The sequence below is a fragment of the Streptomyces sp. NPDC053541 genome, from assembly GCF_044544705.1.
GTDB lineage: Bacteria > Actinomycetota > Actinomycetes > Streptomycetales > Streptomycetaceae > Streptomyces.
Window position 1 is genome coordinate 598,600 of the sequence record NZ_JBITXM010000001.1, and the last position, 16,713, is coordinate 615,312.

At 75.1% G+C, this 16,713-nt stretch carries 16 protein-coding genes and 1 riboswitch; of the genes, 10 read left to right on the top strand and 6 right to left on the bottom strand.

What is annotated here, in order from left to right; translation table 11 throughout:
- Positions 1–14: 14 nt before the first annotated feature.
- A complete protein-coding gene (locus tag ACIGW2_RS03025) occupies positions 15–1,454 on the top strand; it encodes a PLP-dependent aminotransferase family protein (RefSeq protein WP_399840724.1) in 1,440 nt (479 codons plus the stop codon).
- Here the strand turns inward: ACIGW2_RS03025 and ACIGW2_RS03030 are convergent.
- The gene (locus ACIGW2_RS03030; protein ID WP_399840726.1) at positions 1,388–2,290 is read right to left on the bottom strand and encodes a dienelactone hydrolase family protein; all 903 of its coding nucleotides are present in this window, start codon (positions 2,288–2,290) and stop codon (positions 1,388–1,390) included. The genes ACIGW2_RS03025 and ACIGW2_RS03030 overlap by 67 nt on opposite strands.
- Positions 2,291–2,409: 119 nt before the next feature.
- Here ACIGW2_RS03030 and ACIGW2_RS03035 point away from each other — a divergent pair, with 119 nt between their 5' ends.
- Positions 2,410–3,417 carry a GlxA family transcriptional regulator gene (locus tag ACIGW2_RS03035; protein ID WP_399840727.1) on the top strand — a complete coding sequence of 336 codons (1,008 nt, stop codon included), beginning with the start codon at positions 2,410–2,412 and terminating at the stop codon, positions 3,415–3,417.
- Here the strand turns inward: ACIGW2_RS03035 and ACIGW2_RS03040 are convergent.
- Positions 3,414–4,304, bottom strand: a complete 891-nt coding sequence (locus ACIGW2_RS03040) for a hypothetical protein (RefSeq protein WP_399840935.1) — start codon at positions 4,302–4,304, stop codon at positions 3,414–3,416. The genes ACIGW2_RS03035 and ACIGW2_RS03040 overlap by 4 nt on opposite strands.
- A 132-nt stretch (positions 4,305–4,436) precedes the next feature.
- On the opposite strand from ACIGW2_RS03040, the gene ACIGW2_RS03045 reads away from it, so the two are divergent.
- Both ACIGW2_RS03045 and ACIGW2_RS03050 read left to right on the top strand, forming a co-directional pair.
- Positions 4,437–4,736, top strand: coding sequence for a hypothetical protein (locus ACIGW2_RS03045; protein WP_361575469.1), 300 nt, complete (start codon positions 4,437–4,439; stop codon positions 4,734–4,736).
- Positions 4,737–4,742: 6 nt separating this feature from the next.
- Complete coding sequence (locus ACIGW2_RS03050) at positions 4,743–5,930, top strand: glutathionylspermidine synthase family protein (protein WP_391653113.1); 1,188 nt, start codon at positions 4,743–4,745, stop codon at positions 5,928–5,930.
- Here the strand turns inward: ACIGW2_RS03050 and ACIGW2_RS03055 are convergent.
- The gene (locus ACIGW2_RS03055) at positions 5,920–6,621 is read right to left on the bottom strand and encodes a polysaccharide deacetylase family protein (RefSeq protein WP_399840729.1); all 702 of its coding nucleotides are present in this window, start codon (positions 6,619–6,621) and stop codon (positions 5,920–5,922) included. The two genes, ACIGW2_RS03050 and ACIGW2_RS03055, sit on opposite strands and share 11 nt — an antisense overlap.
- Positions 6,622–6,772: 151 nt before the next feature.
- Entirely contained in the window at positions 6,773–7,987 is a 1,215-nt protein-coding gene (gene rocD / locus ACIGW2_RS03060; protein WP_391653111.1) for an ornithine--oxo-acid transaminase, read from the bottom strand.
- Positions 7,988–8,095: 108 nt separating this feature from the next.
- A riboswitch (ZMP/ZTP riboswitch) is annotated at positions 8,096–8,186 on the top strand.
- A gap of 65 nt (positions 8,187–8,251) precedes the next feature.
- On the opposite strand from rocD, the gene glyA reads away from it, so the two are divergent.
- The 3 genes from glyA to ACIGW2_RS03075 all read left to right on the top strand — a co-directional run bounded on the left by glyA (position 8,252) and on the right by ACIGW2_RS03075 (position 11,430).
- Positions 8,252–9,607, top strand: a complete 1,356-nt coding sequence (gene glyA, locus ACIGW2_RS03065) for a serine hydroxymethyltransferase (RefSeq protein WP_391653110.1) — start codon at positions 8,252–8,254, stop codon at positions 9,605–9,607.
- Between the two features lie 101 nt (positions 9,608–9,708).
- Positions 9,709–10,722: a tryptophan--tRNA ligase gene (gene trpS, locus ACIGW2_RS03070; RefSeq protein ID WP_356072296.1), complete on the top strand. Its 1,014-nt coding sequence runs from the start codon at positions 9,709–9,711 to the stop codon at positions 10,720–10,722.
- A 117-nt stretch (positions 10,723–10,839) separates the two neighbouring features.
- Positions 10,840–11,430 (top strand): 2'-5' RNA ligase family protein, encoded by a 591-nt coding sequence (locus ACIGW2_RS03075; protein ID WP_356072294.1) that lies wholly within the window; start codon positions 10,840–10,842, stop codon positions 11,428–11,430.
- 26 nt (positions 11,431–11,456) lie between these two features.
- On the opposite strand, the gene ACIGW2_RS03080 is transcribed toward ACIGW2_RS03075, so the two are convergent.
- Together ACIGW2_RS03080 and ACIGW2_RS03085 are read right to left on the bottom strand one after the other, a co-directional pair.
- A complete protein-coding gene (locus tag ACIGW2_RS03080) occupies positions 11,457–12,212 on the bottom strand; it encodes a decaprenylphospho-beta-D-erythro-pentofuranosid-2-ulose 2-reductase (protein WP_391653364.1) in 756 nt (251 codons plus the stop codon).
- Positions 12,213–12,301: 89 nt separating this feature from the next.
- Complete coding sequence (locus ACIGW2_RS03085) at positions 12,302–13,669, bottom strand: FAD-binding protein (protein WP_391653108.1); 1,368 nt, start codon at positions 13,667–13,669, stop codon at positions 12,302–12,304.
- Between the two features lie 173 nt (positions 13,670–13,842).
- Between ACIGW2_RS03085 and ACIGW2_RS03090 the strand changes: the two genes are divergently transcribed.
- The 3 genes from ACIGW2_RS03090 to ACIGW2_RS03100 all read left to right on the top strand — a co-directional run bounded on the left by ACIGW2_RS03090 (position 13,843) and on the right by ACIGW2_RS03100 (position 16,535).
- Positions 13,843–14,430 (top strand): phosphatase PAP2 family protein, encoded by a 588-nt coding sequence (locus ACIGW2_RS03090; protein ID WP_391653106.1) that lies wholly within the window; start codon positions 13,843–13,845, stop codon positions 14,428–14,430.
- Positions 14,423–15,394, top strand: coding sequence for a decaprenyl-phosphate phosphoribosyltransferase (locus ACIGW2_RS03095; RefSeq protein ID WP_399840733.1), 972 nt, complete (start codon positions 14,423–14,425; stop codon positions 15,392–15,394). The genes ACIGW2_RS03090 and ACIGW2_RS03095 overlap by 8 nt, the downstream gene beginning before the upstream one ends.
- 160 nt (positions 15,395–15,554) lie before the next feature.
- A complete protein-coding gene (locus ACIGW2_RS03100; RefSeq protein ID WP_391653103.1) occupies positions 15,555–16,535 on the top strand; it encodes a YihY/virulence factor BrkB family protein in 981 nt (326 codons plus the stop codon).
- The last annotated feature ends 178 nt before the right edge of the window (positions 16,536–16,713 follow it).

Sequence of the window (16,713 nt, forward strand, 5' to 3'; positions counted from 1 at the left end):
TATGGTCCATTTCCATGGCGAATGACTGGGCCACTTTCGGTGCCGACCTGCACCTCGAACCGCTCCGGCAGGGGCAGGGCCTGCGCGAGGGCCTGATGGACGCGCTGCGCGAGGCCGTGCGCGGCGGGCGCCTCCCGGCCGGCACCCGACTGCCGTCCTCGCGCTCGCTCGCCCTCGACCTGGGCGTGGCCCGCAACACCGTCGCCGACGCCTACGCCGAACTCGTCGCCGAGGGCTGGCTGACCGCCCGCCAGGGCTCCGGCACCCGGGTCGCCCGGCGCTCCGAGCCCCGCCCGGCGCCCCGGACCGCGCCCCGCCGCCCGGCCGGCGGCGGGTCCGTCACCGCGCCGCCCGCCGGCCGGCCCACGTACAACCTGCGCCCCGGCACCCCCGACCTCGCCTCCTTCCCGCGCGCCGCCTGGCTCAAGGCCGCCCGCAAGGCGCTCACGGCCGCGCCCGACGAGGCCTTCGGCTACGGCGACCCGCGCGGCCGGATCGAGCTGCGCACGGTCCTCGCCGAGTACCTGGCGCGGGCCCGCGGGGTGTACGCGCGACCCGAACGGATCGTGCTCTGCTCGGGGTTCGTGCACGGCCTGCTCCTGATGGGGCAGGTGCTGCGGGCCCGCGGGGTGCGGGAGGTCGCCGTCGAGTCGTACGGCCTCGACGTGCACTGGGAGCTGCTGGCCCGCGCCGGGCTGCGGATGCCGGCCCTGCCCTTCGACGAACGCGGCACGCGCACCGAGGAGTTGGGCGCCCCCGGGGCGACCGGCTCGGCCGGGGCCGTCCTGCTGACCCCCGCCCACCAGTTCCCGACCGGCGGCGCCCTCCAGCCGGACCGGCGCGCCGCGGCCGTCGACTGGGCGCGGTCCGCGGGCGGGCTGCTCCTGGAGGACGATTACGACGGCGAGTTCCGCTACGACCGGCAGCCGGTCGGCGCGCTCCAGGGCCTCGACCCGGAGCGGGTGGTCTACCTCGGCACCGCCAGCAAGTCCCTGGCCCCGGGCCTGCGGATCGCCTGGATGGTGCTGCCGGAGCAGCTCGTCGACGAGGTGGTCGCCGCCAAGGGCACCGTCGACTGGGTGTCCAGCGCGCCCGACCAGCTCACCTTCGCGGAGTTCCTCGCCTCCGGCGCGTACGACCGGCACGTGCGGGCCATGCGGCTGCGCTACCGGCGCCGCCGCGACCAGCTGGTGGCGGCGGTCGCCGCCCGCTCGCCCGGCACCCGGATCAGCGGCATCGCCGCCGGACTGCACGCCGTCCTCGAACTCCCCGAGGGCACCGAGGAGTCCGTGCTGCGCGCCGCCGCCTTCCAGGGCCTCGCCGTGCTCGGCATCAACCGCTTCCGGCACCCCACCACCCCGCGCACCCGCGACGCCCTCGTCGTCGGCTACGGCACCCCGTCCGACAGCGCCTGGTCGGGCGCGCTGGAGGCGCTGTGCCGGGTGCTGCCCTGAGAGTCCTGAGGGCCAGGCGAGCGCTGAGAGCCGTGCGGCAGGAGCCGAGCGGCCAGGAAGGCGAGGATCTCGTCCCGGGCGCGGACCGTCGGGTGCCCTGCCTCGTCCACGAAGTGCGCGGTGACGACGCTGTGCGGGCCGCCGACGACGTCGGCGAAGAAGGGCGGCGGCGCCGGGTTCGCGGCGCTGTCCGGCAGCACCCGCCCGTCGAAGGCCTCGCCGAGGAGCGCGCGGTACGCGGCGAAGCGCTGCCCCGTGCACCAGCGGTCGCCCTCGAAGCGGTAGGCGAGCACCGTCAGTCCGTCGCGCCTCAGGCGCTCGCGGACCGCACGCGCGTCGGCCGGGTCGAGCTCGATCCCGGCCGGGTCGTCCAGGGGCAGCGAGGGGTGGTTGACCACGGGGGCCAGGACGGCCGGCTCCAGGGCCATGGTGAGCGCGAAGTTCCCGGTGAAGCAGAGCCCCAGCGCGCCGACCCCGGGCCCGCCGCACTCGGCGTGCGCCCGGCGCGCGAGGCCGCGCAGCCAGTGGGTGACGGGGCTGGTGCCGCCCCCGGCGAAGGCGCGGAACTCGGCGCTGACGCAGGCCCGGCGGACCACCTCCTGGCCGCCCCCGGCGGTCGGGAAGGCGCCGTCGGTGCCGAAGAGCGAGGGCACGTGCACGGTGAAGCCGGCGTCCCGCACCCAGCGGGCGAGCCGCAGCACGTCCGGGCTGATGCCCGGCATCTCGGGCAGCACCACGACGGCGGGCCCGGTGCCCGCCACGTACACGGTCTTGGTCACCCCGTCGACGGTGACGTCACGGCGCAGGAAGTCCTCAAGGGGATCGTCGTTGTCCATGGACGCAAGGGTGGGCCGGGCCGCACGCTCCCGTTGAGGGGCCGGATCGCCAAGGCCGGGGGTAATCTCGCCGCCGAACGGCGGCGCGCGGGGCGCGCGGGGCGACGGGGAGGCCGGGCATGACGGGGGCGGAGGAACGGCGGACGGCCGGGGACCTGCGGGTCGGGGTGCTGGCGTATCCGGGGTGCTTCGCGTCCGAGGTCTTCGGGGTGCCCGACCTGCTGACGATGGCGGGGCACGTGGCCGGCCCGGACCGGCCCGGCTACCGGGTGACGGTCGTGTCGCCGCGCCGCCGGGTCGTCGCCTCGGGCGGCGCGAGCCTGGACGTGCGTCCGCTCGGCGAGGTGGACGTCCTCGTCGTCCCCGGCTTCGAGCTGCGGCTCGGCGCGGACCTGGACGCCCGGCTCGCCGGGCTCGGGCCCGAGACGGCCGCCGTCCGCGCGCAGGCGGCGGCCGGGCGCGCGGTGGTCTCGCTGTGCGTGGGCGCGTTCCTGCTCGGCGCGGCCGGGCTGCTCGACGGGCGCCGGGCCACCACCTCCTGGCTGCACGCGGGCGTGCTCGCCGCCCGGCACCCGGAGGCCGACGTGCGGCCCGAGCACCTGGTGGTCACCGACCGGGGCGTGACCACCACGGCCGCCTTCGGCGCGATGTACGACTTCGCGCTGGAGCTGATCCGCCACCACAGCGGCCCGCGGGTCGCCCGGACCACCGCCCGGCTCGCCCTCGTCGACGACGCCCGCACCTCCCAGACCCCGTACGTGGACCCGGCCCTGCTGCCGGAGCCCGGCAGCGAGTTCTCCCAGCAGGTCATGCGCCACCTCGACCAGAACCTCGCCGCCCGCTACGACCTGGCCGCCCTCGCCGCCGCCTTCGGAGTCAGCACCCGCACCCTGCTGCGCCGCTTCTCCGCCGAGACCGGCCGCACCCCGCTCGCCCACCTCCAGGCGGCCCGGGTCCGCCGCGCCCGCCACCTCCTGGAGACCACCGACCGCACCGTCGCCGCCGTCGCGGCCCAGGTCGGCTACCGCGACCCCGGCACCTTCGCCGCCCTCTTCGCCCGCCACACCGGCCACCGCCCCGGCGCCTACCGCGCGGCCTTCCGCCGCCGCGCCGCCACCGCCGACTAGGCCGCGCCCGGCCCCGGCCCCGCACCCGCCCCCTCGTCCTTCACGGCTTCCGCGTCCCCGCCGGGGTCCGTCGCGGTCGCCGTGGCCGGGGCCTCGCCGAAGCGGGCCAGGGTCAGGGAGCCCGCCACGGCCACCGCGAAGCCGAGCAGGGCCAGCCAGCCCAGGCCCTCGCGGGTGGTGTCGCCGAGCCAGGCGACGCCGACGACGGCGGGGCCGATGGTCTCGCCGAGGACCAGGCCGGCGGTGGCGGTGGTGACCGCGCCCCGGTGCAGCGCGGAGGTGTAGAGGAGGAAGGCGCTGCCGCCGCCGACCAGCAGGGCGTACAGCGCCGGGTCGGTCAGGTCGAAGGTGTCGAGCAGCCGGACCGCGATCTCGACCACGCCGAAGCCGAAGCCGCCCGCGAGGCCCAGGGTCAGGGCGCGCGCCCGGTCCGGCAGCCGGCCGGCCGCCGCGCCCGCCCCGAGGACGCCGAAGGAGGCCGCGAGCAGCCCCCAGGACAGCGCGCCCCCGCCGCCCTCGTGCCCCTCCCGCCCGGAGGACAGGGCCAGCAGCGCCAGGCCCAGGCAGACCACCGCGACCGCCGCCCACTCCGTACGGCTCAGCCGCACCCCGAGCAGCCGGGAGGCGATCACCGCCGTCACGGCGAGGCTCGCCGCGAGGGAGGCGCCGACCGCGTAGATCGGCAGCGTCCGCAGCGCCACGACCTGCAGGACGAAGCCGAGGCCGTCCATGCCGAGCCCGGCCACGTACCGCCACTGGCGCAGCGCCCGCCACAGCAGGGTCACGTCGACCCCGCCGCCCGTGCCGGGCTCGGCCGCGCGGGCGCCGAGCGCCTGGAAGACGGAGGCGGCGCCGAAGCAGACGGCCGAACCGAGCGCGCAGATCATCCCAAGGAGCACGAAAGGGACTCTAGTGCGACGGGGATCGGACGGGCGTTCACGCCGGGCCTACACTGTGCGGTCGCAACCGGGTGCGGCAGCCGCCACCGCCCGGGCCCACAGGGGAGGACGGGGACGGACATGCGCAGAGTGCGGTCGACGACGGTGGTCCTGGGCGGAGTGAGCCTGCTCGCCGCCACGCTGACGGCCTGCTCGTCCGAGCCCGACCGGCGCTGCATCGACCCGGTCACCTACAAGGAGCTCCCGGACTACGAGTGCGGTGGCGGCGACGGCAGCGGCTCCAACTCCGGCTCCGGCCACAGCGGGCGCTATTACTACGGCGGCTCCTCCCGCAACGGCACGGTCAGCGGCGGCAGCTTCGACAAGTCCGCGGTCTCCAGCGGCGGCTTCGGCGGCCACGGTTCCTCCTCCGGCGGCTGATCCCCCGTGCGGCGCCACACCATCGAACCCCGGCCCGGCTGGCAGCGGACCGTCGAGGAACAGGGCCTGATCTACCCCCTGACCCGCTACCCCGACGACTCCCTGCGCCCCTACTGGGACGAGAGCGCCTACTACTCCTTCAGCCTGCCCGAGGTGGAGGCCCTGGAGGAGGTCGTCGAGGAACTGCACGCGATGTGCCTGGCCGCGGCGGCGCACATCGTCGAGAAGGACCGTTTCGCCGAGCTCGGCATCACCGACCGGCGGCTCGCCTCCCGGGTCGCCGAGTCCTGGCGCCGCCGCGCCGAACTCCCCAGCATCTACGCCCGCTTCGACCTCCGCTACGACGGCACGGGGCCGGCGAAGATGCTGGAGTACAACGCCGACACCCCGACCTCCCTGGTGGAGGCCGCGAGCCCGCAGTGGTTCTGGATGGAGGAGCGCTTCCCCGGCGCCGACCAGTGGAACTCGCTCCACGAGCGCCTCGTCGACGCCTGGAAGCGGCAGGCGCACCTGCTGCCGCCCGGCAGCCCCGTGCACTTCGTGCACTCCGACGTCGACGAGCTCGGCGAGGACCTGATGACCGTCGCGTACCTCCGCGAGACCGCCCAGCAGGCCGGCCTCGCCACCGAGGCGCTGTCGGTCGAGCGGATCGGCTGGGACCGCATCTCCGGACGCTTCGTCGACGACCGGCTGCGCTTCATCCGCGCCTGCTTCAAGCTCTACCCGTGGGAGTGGCTGGTCACCGACCCCTTCGGGCCGCACGTCCTCGACACGCTCGACAACGGCGGCGGCAGCGGCACCACCTGCTGGATCGAGCCGGCCTGGAAGATGCTGCTCTCCAACAAGGCGCTCCTGGCGATCCTCTGGGAGCTCTACCCGGGCCACCCCAACCTGCTGCCCGCCTACCTCGACGGACCGCGCGAACTCGCCACCACCACCGGCTGGGTGGCCAAGCCGCTGCTCGGCCGCGAGGGCGCCGGCGTCACGGTCCACGAACCGGGCACCCCCGTGACCGGCGCCGGCCCCGACCCGGTCTGCTACCAGGAGCTCGCCCCGCTGCCCGACTTCGACGGCAACCGGGTCGTGCTCGGCGCGTGGACCGTCGGCGACGAGTCGGCGGGCCTCGGCATCCGCGAGTCGGCGGGCCTGATCACGGACGAGTACGCGCGCTTCATCCCGCACGTCATTCTGTGACGTAGTCGCGCAGCGGCGCCGGTCTCAGGCCGGCGGCGTCCGCCGCGTCCAGCACCCGCCTCAGGTCCTGCTCGACGGTCTCGTCTAAGTGCAGCAGCACGATGTCGCCCGGCGCGAGCGCGGGCGTCGGCGGGGTCCGGCCGCCCCAGGTCGTCATGTCGTGCGTCCAGGTCACCACGGCCTTCGCCCCGCAGGCGCGGGCCGTGATCCGGGTCGTGGCGTCGTAGGTGCCGTACGGCGGGCGCAACAGCCGCGGGCCGTCGCCGAACTCGGCCAGGTGCGCCTCGCGCGCCCCGCAGATCTGGGCCTTCTGCCCGGCGGCGTCGAGGGCGGTGAGGTCCGGGTGGTCGACCGTGTGGTTCTCGACGCGCGAGCGGCCGTGGTCGAGCAGCGTGCGGAAGTAGCCGGAGTCGTACGCGTAGGCGCCCGGCAGCAGGAACAGCGAGGCCGGCACCCGTCGGTCGAGCAGCAGCCGGGCGGCGGCGGGGTCGTGGTTCCAGCCGTCGTCCAGGGTGATGAAGACGACCGGGTCGGTCGTGTCGACGTGGTGCACGACCGGCACGGGGCCGGGCCAGGCGGCCGTGGCCGCCTCCGCGGGGGCTGCGGACGTCCCCAGGACGGCGAGGGGGAGGAGCGCGACGAGTGCGGCGAGCCGGTGGCGCGGGGCACGGCGCGGACGGGATCTCGGCATGGCGGCCATCATTGGCCTAGACCAACTGGGGTGTCAATGGGGCGCCTTGGGCGGGAAACGGACCTCGGCGGTCCAGCCCGAAGGGGGACCGCCGAGGTCCGGGCCCGGCCGGCCGGCGGAACCACACGGCCGCCGGCCGGCCCGGCCGCCGTCACTCCGCCAGCACGCCCCGCAGCTGCTCCAGCCCCCAGTCCAGGTCCTCCTTCGAGATCACCAGCGGCGGCGCGATCCGGATCGTCGAGCCGTGGGTGTCCTTCACCAGGACGCCCCGCTCCATCAGGCGCTCCGAGACCTGCCGGCCCGTGCCCTTCGCGGGCGTGATGTCCACGCCCGCCCACAGGCCCCGGCCGCGCACCGCCTCCACCGCGCCGCCGCCGACCAGCAGGCCCAGCTCCGCGTGCAGGTGCTCGCCCAGCTCGGCGGCCCGCTCCTGGTACTCGCCGGTGCGCAGCATCGCGATCACCTCCAGGGCGACCGCGCAGGCCAGCGGGTTGCCGCCGAAGGTCGAGCCGTGCTCGCCCGGGCGGAACACCCCGAGCACGTCCCGGTCCGCGACCACCGCCGACACCGGCACCACGCCGCCGCCCAGCGCCTTGCCGAGGACGTACACGTCCGGCACCACGCCCTCGTGCTCGCACGCGAACGTCCTCCCCGTGCGGCCCAGGCCCGACTGGATCTCGTCCGCCATGAACAGCACGTTCCGCCGGGCCGTCAGCTCCCGCACCCCGCGCAGATAGCCCGGCGGCGGGACCAGCACCCCCGCCTCGCCCTGGATGGGTTCGAGCAGCACCGCCACCGTGTTCTCGGTGACCGCCGCCTCCAGCGCCGTCAGGTCGCCGTACGGGACGATCTCGAAGCCCGGCGTGTACGGCCCGAAGTGGTCCCGGGCCTCGTGGTCCGTCGAGAAGGAGACGATCGTCGTCGTCCGGCCGTGGAAGTTGTTCCCGGCCACCACGATCTTCGCGTGCCCGTCCGGCACGCCCTTCACCTCGTACCCCCACTTGCGGGCCGTCTTCACCGCCGTCTCGACGGCCTCCGCCCCCGTGTTCATCGGCAGCACCGCCTCCTTGCCGCACAGCTCGGCCAGGCGCGCGCAGAACTCGCCGAACCGGTCGTGGTGGAAGGCCCGCGAGGTCAGCGTCACCCGGTCGAGCTGCGCCTTGGCGGCGTCGATCAGCCGGCGGTTGCCGTGGCCGAAGTTGAGCGCCGAGTACCCGGCGAGCATGTCGAGGAAGCGGCGCCCCTCGACATCGGTCATCCACGCGCCCTCGGCCGAGGCGACGACCACGGGCAGCGGGTGGTAGTTGTGGGCGCTGTGCGCGTCCGCGGCAGCGATCTCGTCCTGGGTCCTCGACGTACTCGACACGGGATCTCCGTTCGTCCTGCGGCAGGGGAGGATGTGGCTCCCTTTTCTTATCGTCGCTCGCATGCCGGACCGGGAAACCTCCGGCGACGACGCGCCCGCTACTGTGGAAACACGCACGGCGACTGGCGTACGGGGAACCGACCCCGGGGGAGCCGTGCGCGGCAGACCACACGAGGTGCCGCTCGCCTGGGCATCACGGGACGACCGACCGTCGAGTCCCGTGCGCCTCCCGCGCCGGGACCCAGCTGCCCGGAGGCACACGCCATGGACGCCGACAACGCCATGAACCTTCCCGCCCACCACCCCACGAACCTTCCCGCCCACCACCCCGCGGACCTTCCCGCCCACCACGCGGACCTTCCCGCCCACCACCCGGCGCTTTCGGCCGCCGACCCCGAGCTCGCCGCCCTCGTCGGCGCCGAGGAGCGGCTCCAGGCCGAGACCCTGCGCCTCATCCCCAGCGAGAACTACGTCTCCGCCGCCGTCCTCGAAGCCTCCGGCACCGTCCTCCAGAACAAGTACAGCGAGGGCTACCCCGGCCGCCGCTACTACGAGGGCCAGCAGAACATCGACCGGGTCGAGACCCTCGCCGTCGAGCGCGCCAAGGCCCTCTTCGGCGTCGACCACGCCAACGTCCAGCCCTACTCCGGCTCGCCCGCCAACCTCGCCGTCTACCTCGCCTTCGCCGAGCCCGGCGACACCGTCATGGGCATGGCCCTGCCCATGGGGGGCCACCTCACCCACGGCTGGGGCGTCTCCGCCACCGGCACCTGGTTCCGGGGCGTGCAGTACGGCGTGCGCCGGGACACCGGGCTCATCGACTACGACCAGGTCCGCGAGCTCGCCCTCGCCGAGCGCCCCAAGGTCATCTTCTGCGGCGGCACCGCGCTGCCCCGCACCATCGACTTCGCCGCCTTCGGGGAGATCGCCCGCGAGGCCGGCGCCGTGCTCGTCGCCGACGTCGCCCACATCGCCGGCCTGATCGCGGGCGGCGCCCACCCGTCCCCCGTCCCGCACGTCGACGTGGTGTCCACCACCACCCACAAGACCCTGCGCGGCCCGCGCGGCGCCATGCTGATGTCCCGCGCGGAGCACGCGAAGGCCCTCGACAAGGCCGTCTTCCCCGGCCTCCAGGGCGGCCCGCACAACCAGACCACCGCCGCCATCGCCGTCGCCCTGCACGAGGCCGCCCGGCCCGCCTTCCGGGACTACGCCCACGCCGTCGTCGCCAATGCCCGGGCGCTCGCCGAGGCGCTGCTCGCCCGCGGCTTCGACCTCGTCTCCGGCGGCACCGACAACCACCTGATCCTCATGGACCTCACCCCCAAGGAGGTCCCCGGCAAGATCGCCGCCAAGGCCCTCGACCGGGCCGGGATCGTCGTCAACTACAACACCGTCCCCTACGACCCCCGCAAGCCCTTCGACCCCTCCGGCGTCCGCATCGGCACCCCGTCCCTCACCTCCCGCGGCCTCACCACGGACCACATGCCGCGGGTCGCCGAGTGGATCGACCGCGGCGTCACCGCCGCCGGCAAGGGCGACGAGGCCGCGCTCGCCGCGGTCCGCGCCGAGGTCGCCGAGCTCATGGGCGCCTTCCCGGCCCCGGGCCTGCCCGTCTGACGCCCGCGCGACACAGACGCGGGACGTGTGTCCCGCGTCTCACCGGCCCGCGGTGGGCGGGCAGTCCGGGAACGCCCCGCGCACCTGAGAGAATGATGAGCATGGCCTCTGATCGACCTCGTGTGCTCTCCGGAATCCAGCCCACCGCAGGCTCGTTCCACCTCGGCAACTACCTCGGCGCCGTCCGGCAGTGGGTCGCGCTGCAGGAGTCCCACGACGCCTTCTACATGGTCGTGGACCTGCACGCGATCACGGTCCCGCAGGACCCCGCCGAGCTGCGCGCCAACACCCGGCTCGCCGCCGCCCAGCTGCTCGCCGCGGGCCTCGACCCGGAGCGCTGCACCCTCTTCGTCCAGAGCCACGTCCCCGAGCACGCCCAGCTCGGCTGGGTCATGAACTGCCTCACCGGCTTCGGCGAGGCCTCCCGCATGACCCAGTTCAAGGACAAGTCCGCGAAGCAGGGCGCCGACCGCGCGACCGTCGGCCTCTTCACGTACCCGATCCTCCAGGTCGCCGACATCCTGCTCTACCAGGCCCACCAGGTCCCGGTCGGCGAGGACCAGCGCCAGCACATCGAGCTGACCCGCGACCTCGCGGAGCGCTTCAACGGGCGCTTCGGCGAGACGTTCACGATCCCCGCGCCGTACATCCTCAAGGAGACGGCGAAGATCTACGACCTCCAGGACCCGGCGGTCAAGATGAGCAAGTCGGCGTCCACGCCGAAGGGCCTCATCAACCTGCTCGACGAGCCGAAGACCACGGCCAAGAAGGTCAAGAGCGCGGTCACCGACACCGACACCGTGATCCGCTTCGACCCGGAGCACAAGGCCGGCGTCTCCAACCTGCTCACCATCATGTCCGTGCTCACCGACACGTCGATCGCCGACCTGGAGAAGAGCTACGAGGGCAAGATGTACGGCGCCCTGAAGACCGACCTCGCCGAGGTCATGGTGGACTTCGTCACTCCGTTCCGGACCCGCACCCAGGAGTACCTGGACGACCCCGAGACGTTGGACTCGGTGCTGGCCAAGGGCGCGGAGAAGGCCCGGGCGGTCGCCGCCGAGACGCTGGCGCAGACCTACGAGAGGATCGGCTTCCTGCCCGCCAAGCACTGAGCCGCGGCGCGGGTCGAAGGACTCTGGCCGAAACGGTGGTGCAAGCCGCACACTGGCGGCTGCACCACCACACACATTTCCACGCACGACGGACGACGGACGACGGAGGAGAACGACGTGGGGACCGTAACGCTCGGCGTTTCGATCGCGGTCCCGGAGCCTCACGGCAGCCTGCTCCAGGAGCGGCGCGCGGGCTTCGGGGATCCCGCCGCGCACGGCATTCCGACCCACGTCACCCTGCTGCCGCCGACCGAGGTCGACGAGGAGCGGCTGCCGGAGATCAAGGCCCACCTGGCCTCGATCGCGGCGCTCAGCGAGCCCTTCGCGATGCGCCTGCGGGGCACCGGCAGTTTCCGGCCGCTGTCCCCGGTGGTCTTCGTGCAGCTCGTCGAGGGCGCGGCCGGCTGCGACCGGCTCCAGCAGCTGGTCCGCGACGAGGCCGGCCCGGTCCCGCGCGAGCTCCAGTTCCCGTACCACCCGCACGTCACCGTGGCGCACGGCATCTCCGAGGAGGCGATGGACCGGGCCTTCGAGGAGCTGTCCGGGTACGAGGCCTCCTGGACCTGCCGTTCCTTCGCGCTGTACGAGCAGGGCGCGGACGCGGTGTGGCGGAAGCTGTACGACTATGAGTTCGGCAGCGGCCGGACCATCGCCGCCGTCCCGGCGCAGGGCGGCAGCCCCGTCGACGCGCCGGCGGTCACCTCCTAGGCCCGGTCCCGACCCCGCCCCGGCCGCTACACCGGCAGCCGGCGGAACAGCGGCCGCGGCACGTGCCGCAGGGCCGACATCACCACGCGCAGCGCGCCCGGCACCCACACCGTCTCCGAGCGGCGCCGCAGCCCCAGCTCGATCGCCGTGGCGACCGCCTCCGGGGTGGTCGCGAGCGGCGCCTCCGCCAGTCCCGCGGTCATCCGGGTGCGGACGAAGCCGGGCCGCACCACCATCACGTGCACCCCGGTGCCGTGCATCGCGTCGCCGAGGCCCTGCGCGAAGGCGTCGAGCCCGGCCTTCGACGAGCCGTAGATGAAGTTCGCCCGCCGGGCGCGCTCGCCCGCCACCGAGGAGAGCACCACCAGCGAGCCGTGCCCCTGCGCCTGGAGCGCCTGGGCGCAGACCAGGCCGGCCGAGACGGCGCCGGTGTAGTTGGTCTGGGCGACCCGGACCGCCGAGAGCGGGTCGGACTCGTCGCGCACCTGGTCGCCGAGGACGCCGAAGGCGAGCAGGACGAGGTCGATGTCCCCCTCGGTGAAGATCTTCCCGAGCCGTTCCTCGTGGGACCCGGTGTCCAGCGCGTCGAAGGGCACGGTGTGCACGGTGGCGCCCAGGGCGCGCAGCGACTCCGCAGCGGCGGCGAGCGCGGGGGAGGGGCGGCCGGCCAGCCACACGGTCCGGGTGCGGCGGGCGATCAGCCGGCGGGCGGTGGCGAGGCCGATCTCGGAGGTGCCGCCGAGGATCAGCAGGGACTGGGGTGCGCCGAAGGCGTCCTTCATGACGTTCACGCTCCAGACGGGACACGGACAGGGACGGGCGGGGACGGGAGAGGCGGGGGACAGGGGGAGGGGGACGGCGGGGGACGGGGTCAGAGGCCGAGGCGGCGGGCCAGGTCGGAGACGAAGACCGCGCGCGGGTCCAGGGCGGCGCGCAGCTCGCGGAAGTCCCCGAGCCGGGGGTACATCGCGGCGAGCAGCTCGGGCCGCAGCCGCGAGTCCTTCGCCAGGTAGACCCGGCCGCCGGCCGCCACGACCTCCTCGTCCAGCTCGTCGAGGAAGGCGCCGAGGCCGCTGAGCGAGGCCGGGATGTCGAGCGCCAGGGTCCAGCCGGGCATCGGGAAGGACAGCCAGCCGGGGTCGGCCGCGCCGAAGCGCTTCAGGACGGCCAGGAAGGACGGGCAGCCGCGGGTGGCGATCCGGCGCACCACCCGGCGAAGGGTCTCCTCCCGCCCGTGGCCGACGACGAACTGGTACTGCACGAAGCCGCCGCGCCCGTAGACCCGGTTCCAGTGCGGGACGCCGTCGAGCGGGTGGAAGAAGGAGCCGAGGGACTGCAGCCGGCCGGTGGAGTGCCGGGGCGCCTTGCGGTACCAGAGTTCGTTGAAGAGGCCGACCGTGGTGCGGCCGAGCAGCCCCTCGGGGACGTGGGCGGGCGCGGCCGGCAGCCGTCCGGGCCGGAAGGCGAGCGGCGCCCGGCGGGCCCGGGCCGGCAGGGCCTCGTACGGGGCGTGGTCGCCCCGGGTCAGGACGGCCCGGCCGGTCGCCGCGCCGCGCGCGAGCAGGTCGATCCAGGCGACCGAGTAGCGGTAGCGGTGGTCGGTGGCGGTCAGCCGGGCCATCAGGTCGTCGAGGTCGGTGGCGCGTTCGGTGTCGACGCGCATCAGCGAGGTCTCGACGGGCAGCAGGCGCAGGGTCACGGAGAGGATCACCCCGGTCAGGCCCATCCCGCCGGCGGTGGCGTCGAAGAGCGGGGTGCCCGGGGCGACCGTGCGCACCTGCCCGTCGGCGGTGAGCAGGTCGAGCGAGACGACGTGCCGGGAGAAGGAGCCGGAGACGTGGTGGTTCTTGCCGTGGATGTCGGCGCCGACCGCGCCGCCGACGGTGACGTAGCGGGTGCCGGGGGTGACCGGCACGAACCAGCCGAGCGGCAGCAGCACCTCCATCAGGTGGTGCAGGCTCACCCCGGCGTCGCAGACCACGAGCCCGGCCTCGGCGTCGACGGCGCGGATCCGGGCCAGGCCGGTCATGTCGAGCACGGCGCCGCCGGCGTTCTGCGCCGCGTCCCCGTACGCCCGGCCGAGGCCCCGCGCGATCGACCCGCGGGCCCCGCAGGCGCGGACGGCCGCGGCGGCCTCCTCGTACGTCCGGGGGCGGATGACCCGGGCGTGGGTGGGGGCGGTGCGGCCCCAGCCGGTGAGGGTGTCGATGTCCGCGTCCGGGTCCGTGTCGGGTGCCATGCGCTGACCGTATAGCCGGGAGTGTCGCTTATGCCGGGATTGATGGCCGGTTCCGCGAAATGGGTGATTAAACGAGTGTCAGGAAAGCCTCCCGCCCTCCCGGACGCCTTCGCCCGTCAGAGTCGCCCGTGGCCGATGCGGACCGGACGCCGACACGGGGAGCCGAAGGAAACATGACGCGCACGACGGACCCGACCGCCCTCGCCCCTGCCCCCGCCCCCGCCCGGGTCCGCGCTCCCGCTCCCGCTCCCGCGCTGGACCGGCGGCTGCTCCGCGCGCTGCGCGCCACCGGCGCCCGCGGCGCGGTCGCGGGCGCGGCCCGCGGGCTGTCCCTCGCCGGCGAGCACGGCGCCCTCTGGCTGGCCGCCGGGCTGCTCGCCGCGGCCGCCGACCCGCCCCGCCGCACCGGCTGGCTGCGCGGCACCGCCCTCGTCGGCGGCGCGCACCTGGCCAGCATGGCGGTGAAGCGGGCGGTACGGCGCGCCCGGCCGCCCGCCGCCGAGTACGCGCCCCTGGTCCGCACCGCCGGACGGCACTCCTTCCCCAGCTCGCACGCCAGCTCGGCCGCGGCCGCCGCCGTCGCCTTCGCCGCCCTCCACCCGCCCGTGCGCCACCTGGTCCGGCCGGCCGCCGCCGCGATGTGCGTGGCCCGGCTCGTCGTCGGCGTCCACTACCCCAGCGACGTCGCCGCCGGCGCCCTGCTCGGCGCGGCCACCGCTGCGGCCGGCCGCCGCTGGCTCACCGGAGGCCCCCGTGCCTGAGCCGACCCGCACCACGACCGCCCTCCTGCCGCCGCGCCCGCCCGCGCCGGCGCCCGCCCGCCCGGCGCGGCCCCGTCGCCGTGCGGCCGCGCTGCTGTACGGGCTGCTGCGCACCGCCCGGCCCCGGCAGTGGGTCAAGAACCTCCTCGTGATCGCCGCGCCCGCCGCCGCCGGGCAGCTCGGCTCCTGGCACAACGCGGCCCGACTGGGCCTCGTCTTCGGCCTGTTCACGGCGGCCGCGGCGGCCGTGTACCTGGTCAACGACGCCCGCGACGCGCCCGCCGACCGGGCCCACCCGGTCAAACGGCACCGGCCGGTGGCCGCCGGAGTCGTGCCCGTACCCCTCGCCCACGCCACCGGCGCCGTGCTCGGCACCGGCGCCGCGGTCGGCGCGGCCCTCTGGTGCAACGCGATGACCGGCGTGGTGATCGCCGCCTACCTCGGCATGCAACTCGCCTACTGCGTACGCCTCAAGCACGTCCTCGTCGCCGATCTCGCCGTCGTCGCCGCCGGGTTCCTGCTGCGCGCCATGACGGGCGGGATCGCCCTCGGCATCCCGCTCTCCCGCTGGTTCCTCCTCACCACCGGCTTCGGCGCGCTCTTCATGGTCGCCGCCAAGCGCTACTCCGAGGCCGTCCAACTGGCCGACGCCCAGGGCGCGACCCGCGCCCTGCTCACCCAGTACACCCCCGGCTACCTGCGCTTCGTCTGGCAGTCCGCGGCGGCCGTCGCCGTCCTCGGCTACTGCCTGTGGGCGCTGGAGGGCGGCAGCGCGCACGGCGGGCTGCTGCCGTGGCGGCAGCTCTCCGTCGTCGCCTTCGTCCTCGCCGTGCTGCGCTACGCCGTCTTCGCCGACCGGGGCACCGCGGGCGAGCCCGAGGACGTGGTGCTGCGCGACCGGCCGCTCGCCGTCATCGGCCTGGTGTGGGCGGCGATGTACGGGATGGCGGTCGCCGGCCTGTGAGCCGCCCGCCCCGGCCGCGGGCCACCCGGCCCGCCGTCGCCCGCGGCCGTGTCGGGACCCGGGCTCGGCGGCATCCCGGCGTGGCTCTGCGATTCTGGGGAACCCGGACCTCCGCGTCCCGGAACACCGCCGCACCCCCGACCCCGGAGGCCCGCACGCCATGGACTGGCTGACCAAGCTCCCCGTCGTCGGACCCTGGGTCGTCCGGCTGACGCGGACGCACGCCTGGCACGCCTACGAGCGGCTCGACGAGGTCCACTGGCCACGCCTCGCCGCCGCCATCACCTTCCTCAGCTTCCTCGCGCTCTTCCCGCTGATCACCGTCGCCGCCGCGATCGGCGCCGCGCTGCTCTCCGCCGAACAGCTCGACCGGATCGAGGAGAAGATCGCCGACCAGGTCCCCGGCATCTCCGACCAGCTCGACATCGCCGGCCTCGTCGACAACGCCGGCACGATCGGTCTGGTCGCCGGCGCCGTGCTGCTCTTCACCGGCATCGGCTGGGTCGGCTCGATGCGCGAGTGCCTGCGGGCGGTGTGGGGCCTGGACGACGCCGACGAGGGCAACCCGGTGCTGCGCAAGGGCAAGGACGCGGTCGTGCTGCTCGGCCTCGGCGGCGTCATGATCTGCTCGCTCGCCGCGTCCTGGCTGGGCTCCACCGCCGTCGGCTGGAGCGCGGAGCGGATCGGCATCGCGGACACGGGCCCCGGCCGGATGCTCATCGAGGCCGCGGCGATCCTGGTCGCGGTCGTCGCCGACTTCCTGATCCTGTCGTACGTGCTGACGCTGTTGCCCGGCGTCGAGCCGCGCCGCCGCGACCTGGTGCTCGCCGCGCTGCTCGGCGCGGTCGGCTTCGAGCTGCTCAAGCTGCTGCTCGGCGGCTACATGAAGGGCGTCGCGGCGAAGTCGATGTACGGGGCGTTCGGCGTGCCGGTCGCCCTGCTGCTGTGGATCAACTTCACCGCGAAGCTGCTGCTGTTCTGCGCCGCGTGGACCGCCGTCGGGGTCAGGGGGCCGGGGTCGCCGGAGCCTCGTCCGGAGTCTCCGGAGTCTCCGCGGTCTGCTGAGCCGGGCCCAGAGGAGTCCGGTCCCGGTCGGCCCGGTCCCGGCGACGGGCGCCCGCCAGCGGCCAGCGCCGGTTGACCAGGAACACCCCGACCGCGAGCAGCACCAGCACCCCGCCCGCGACGGCCAGCGCGATGCCCATCCCGCCGGACCGCGACGCGGCGACCGAGGCGTGCCCGGCACCCTTCCCGGCGTCCTTCCCCGGGGCGTCCTTGCCCGGCGCGGGCTCGGCCCCGGCCGTGCCCGCGGTGCTCCC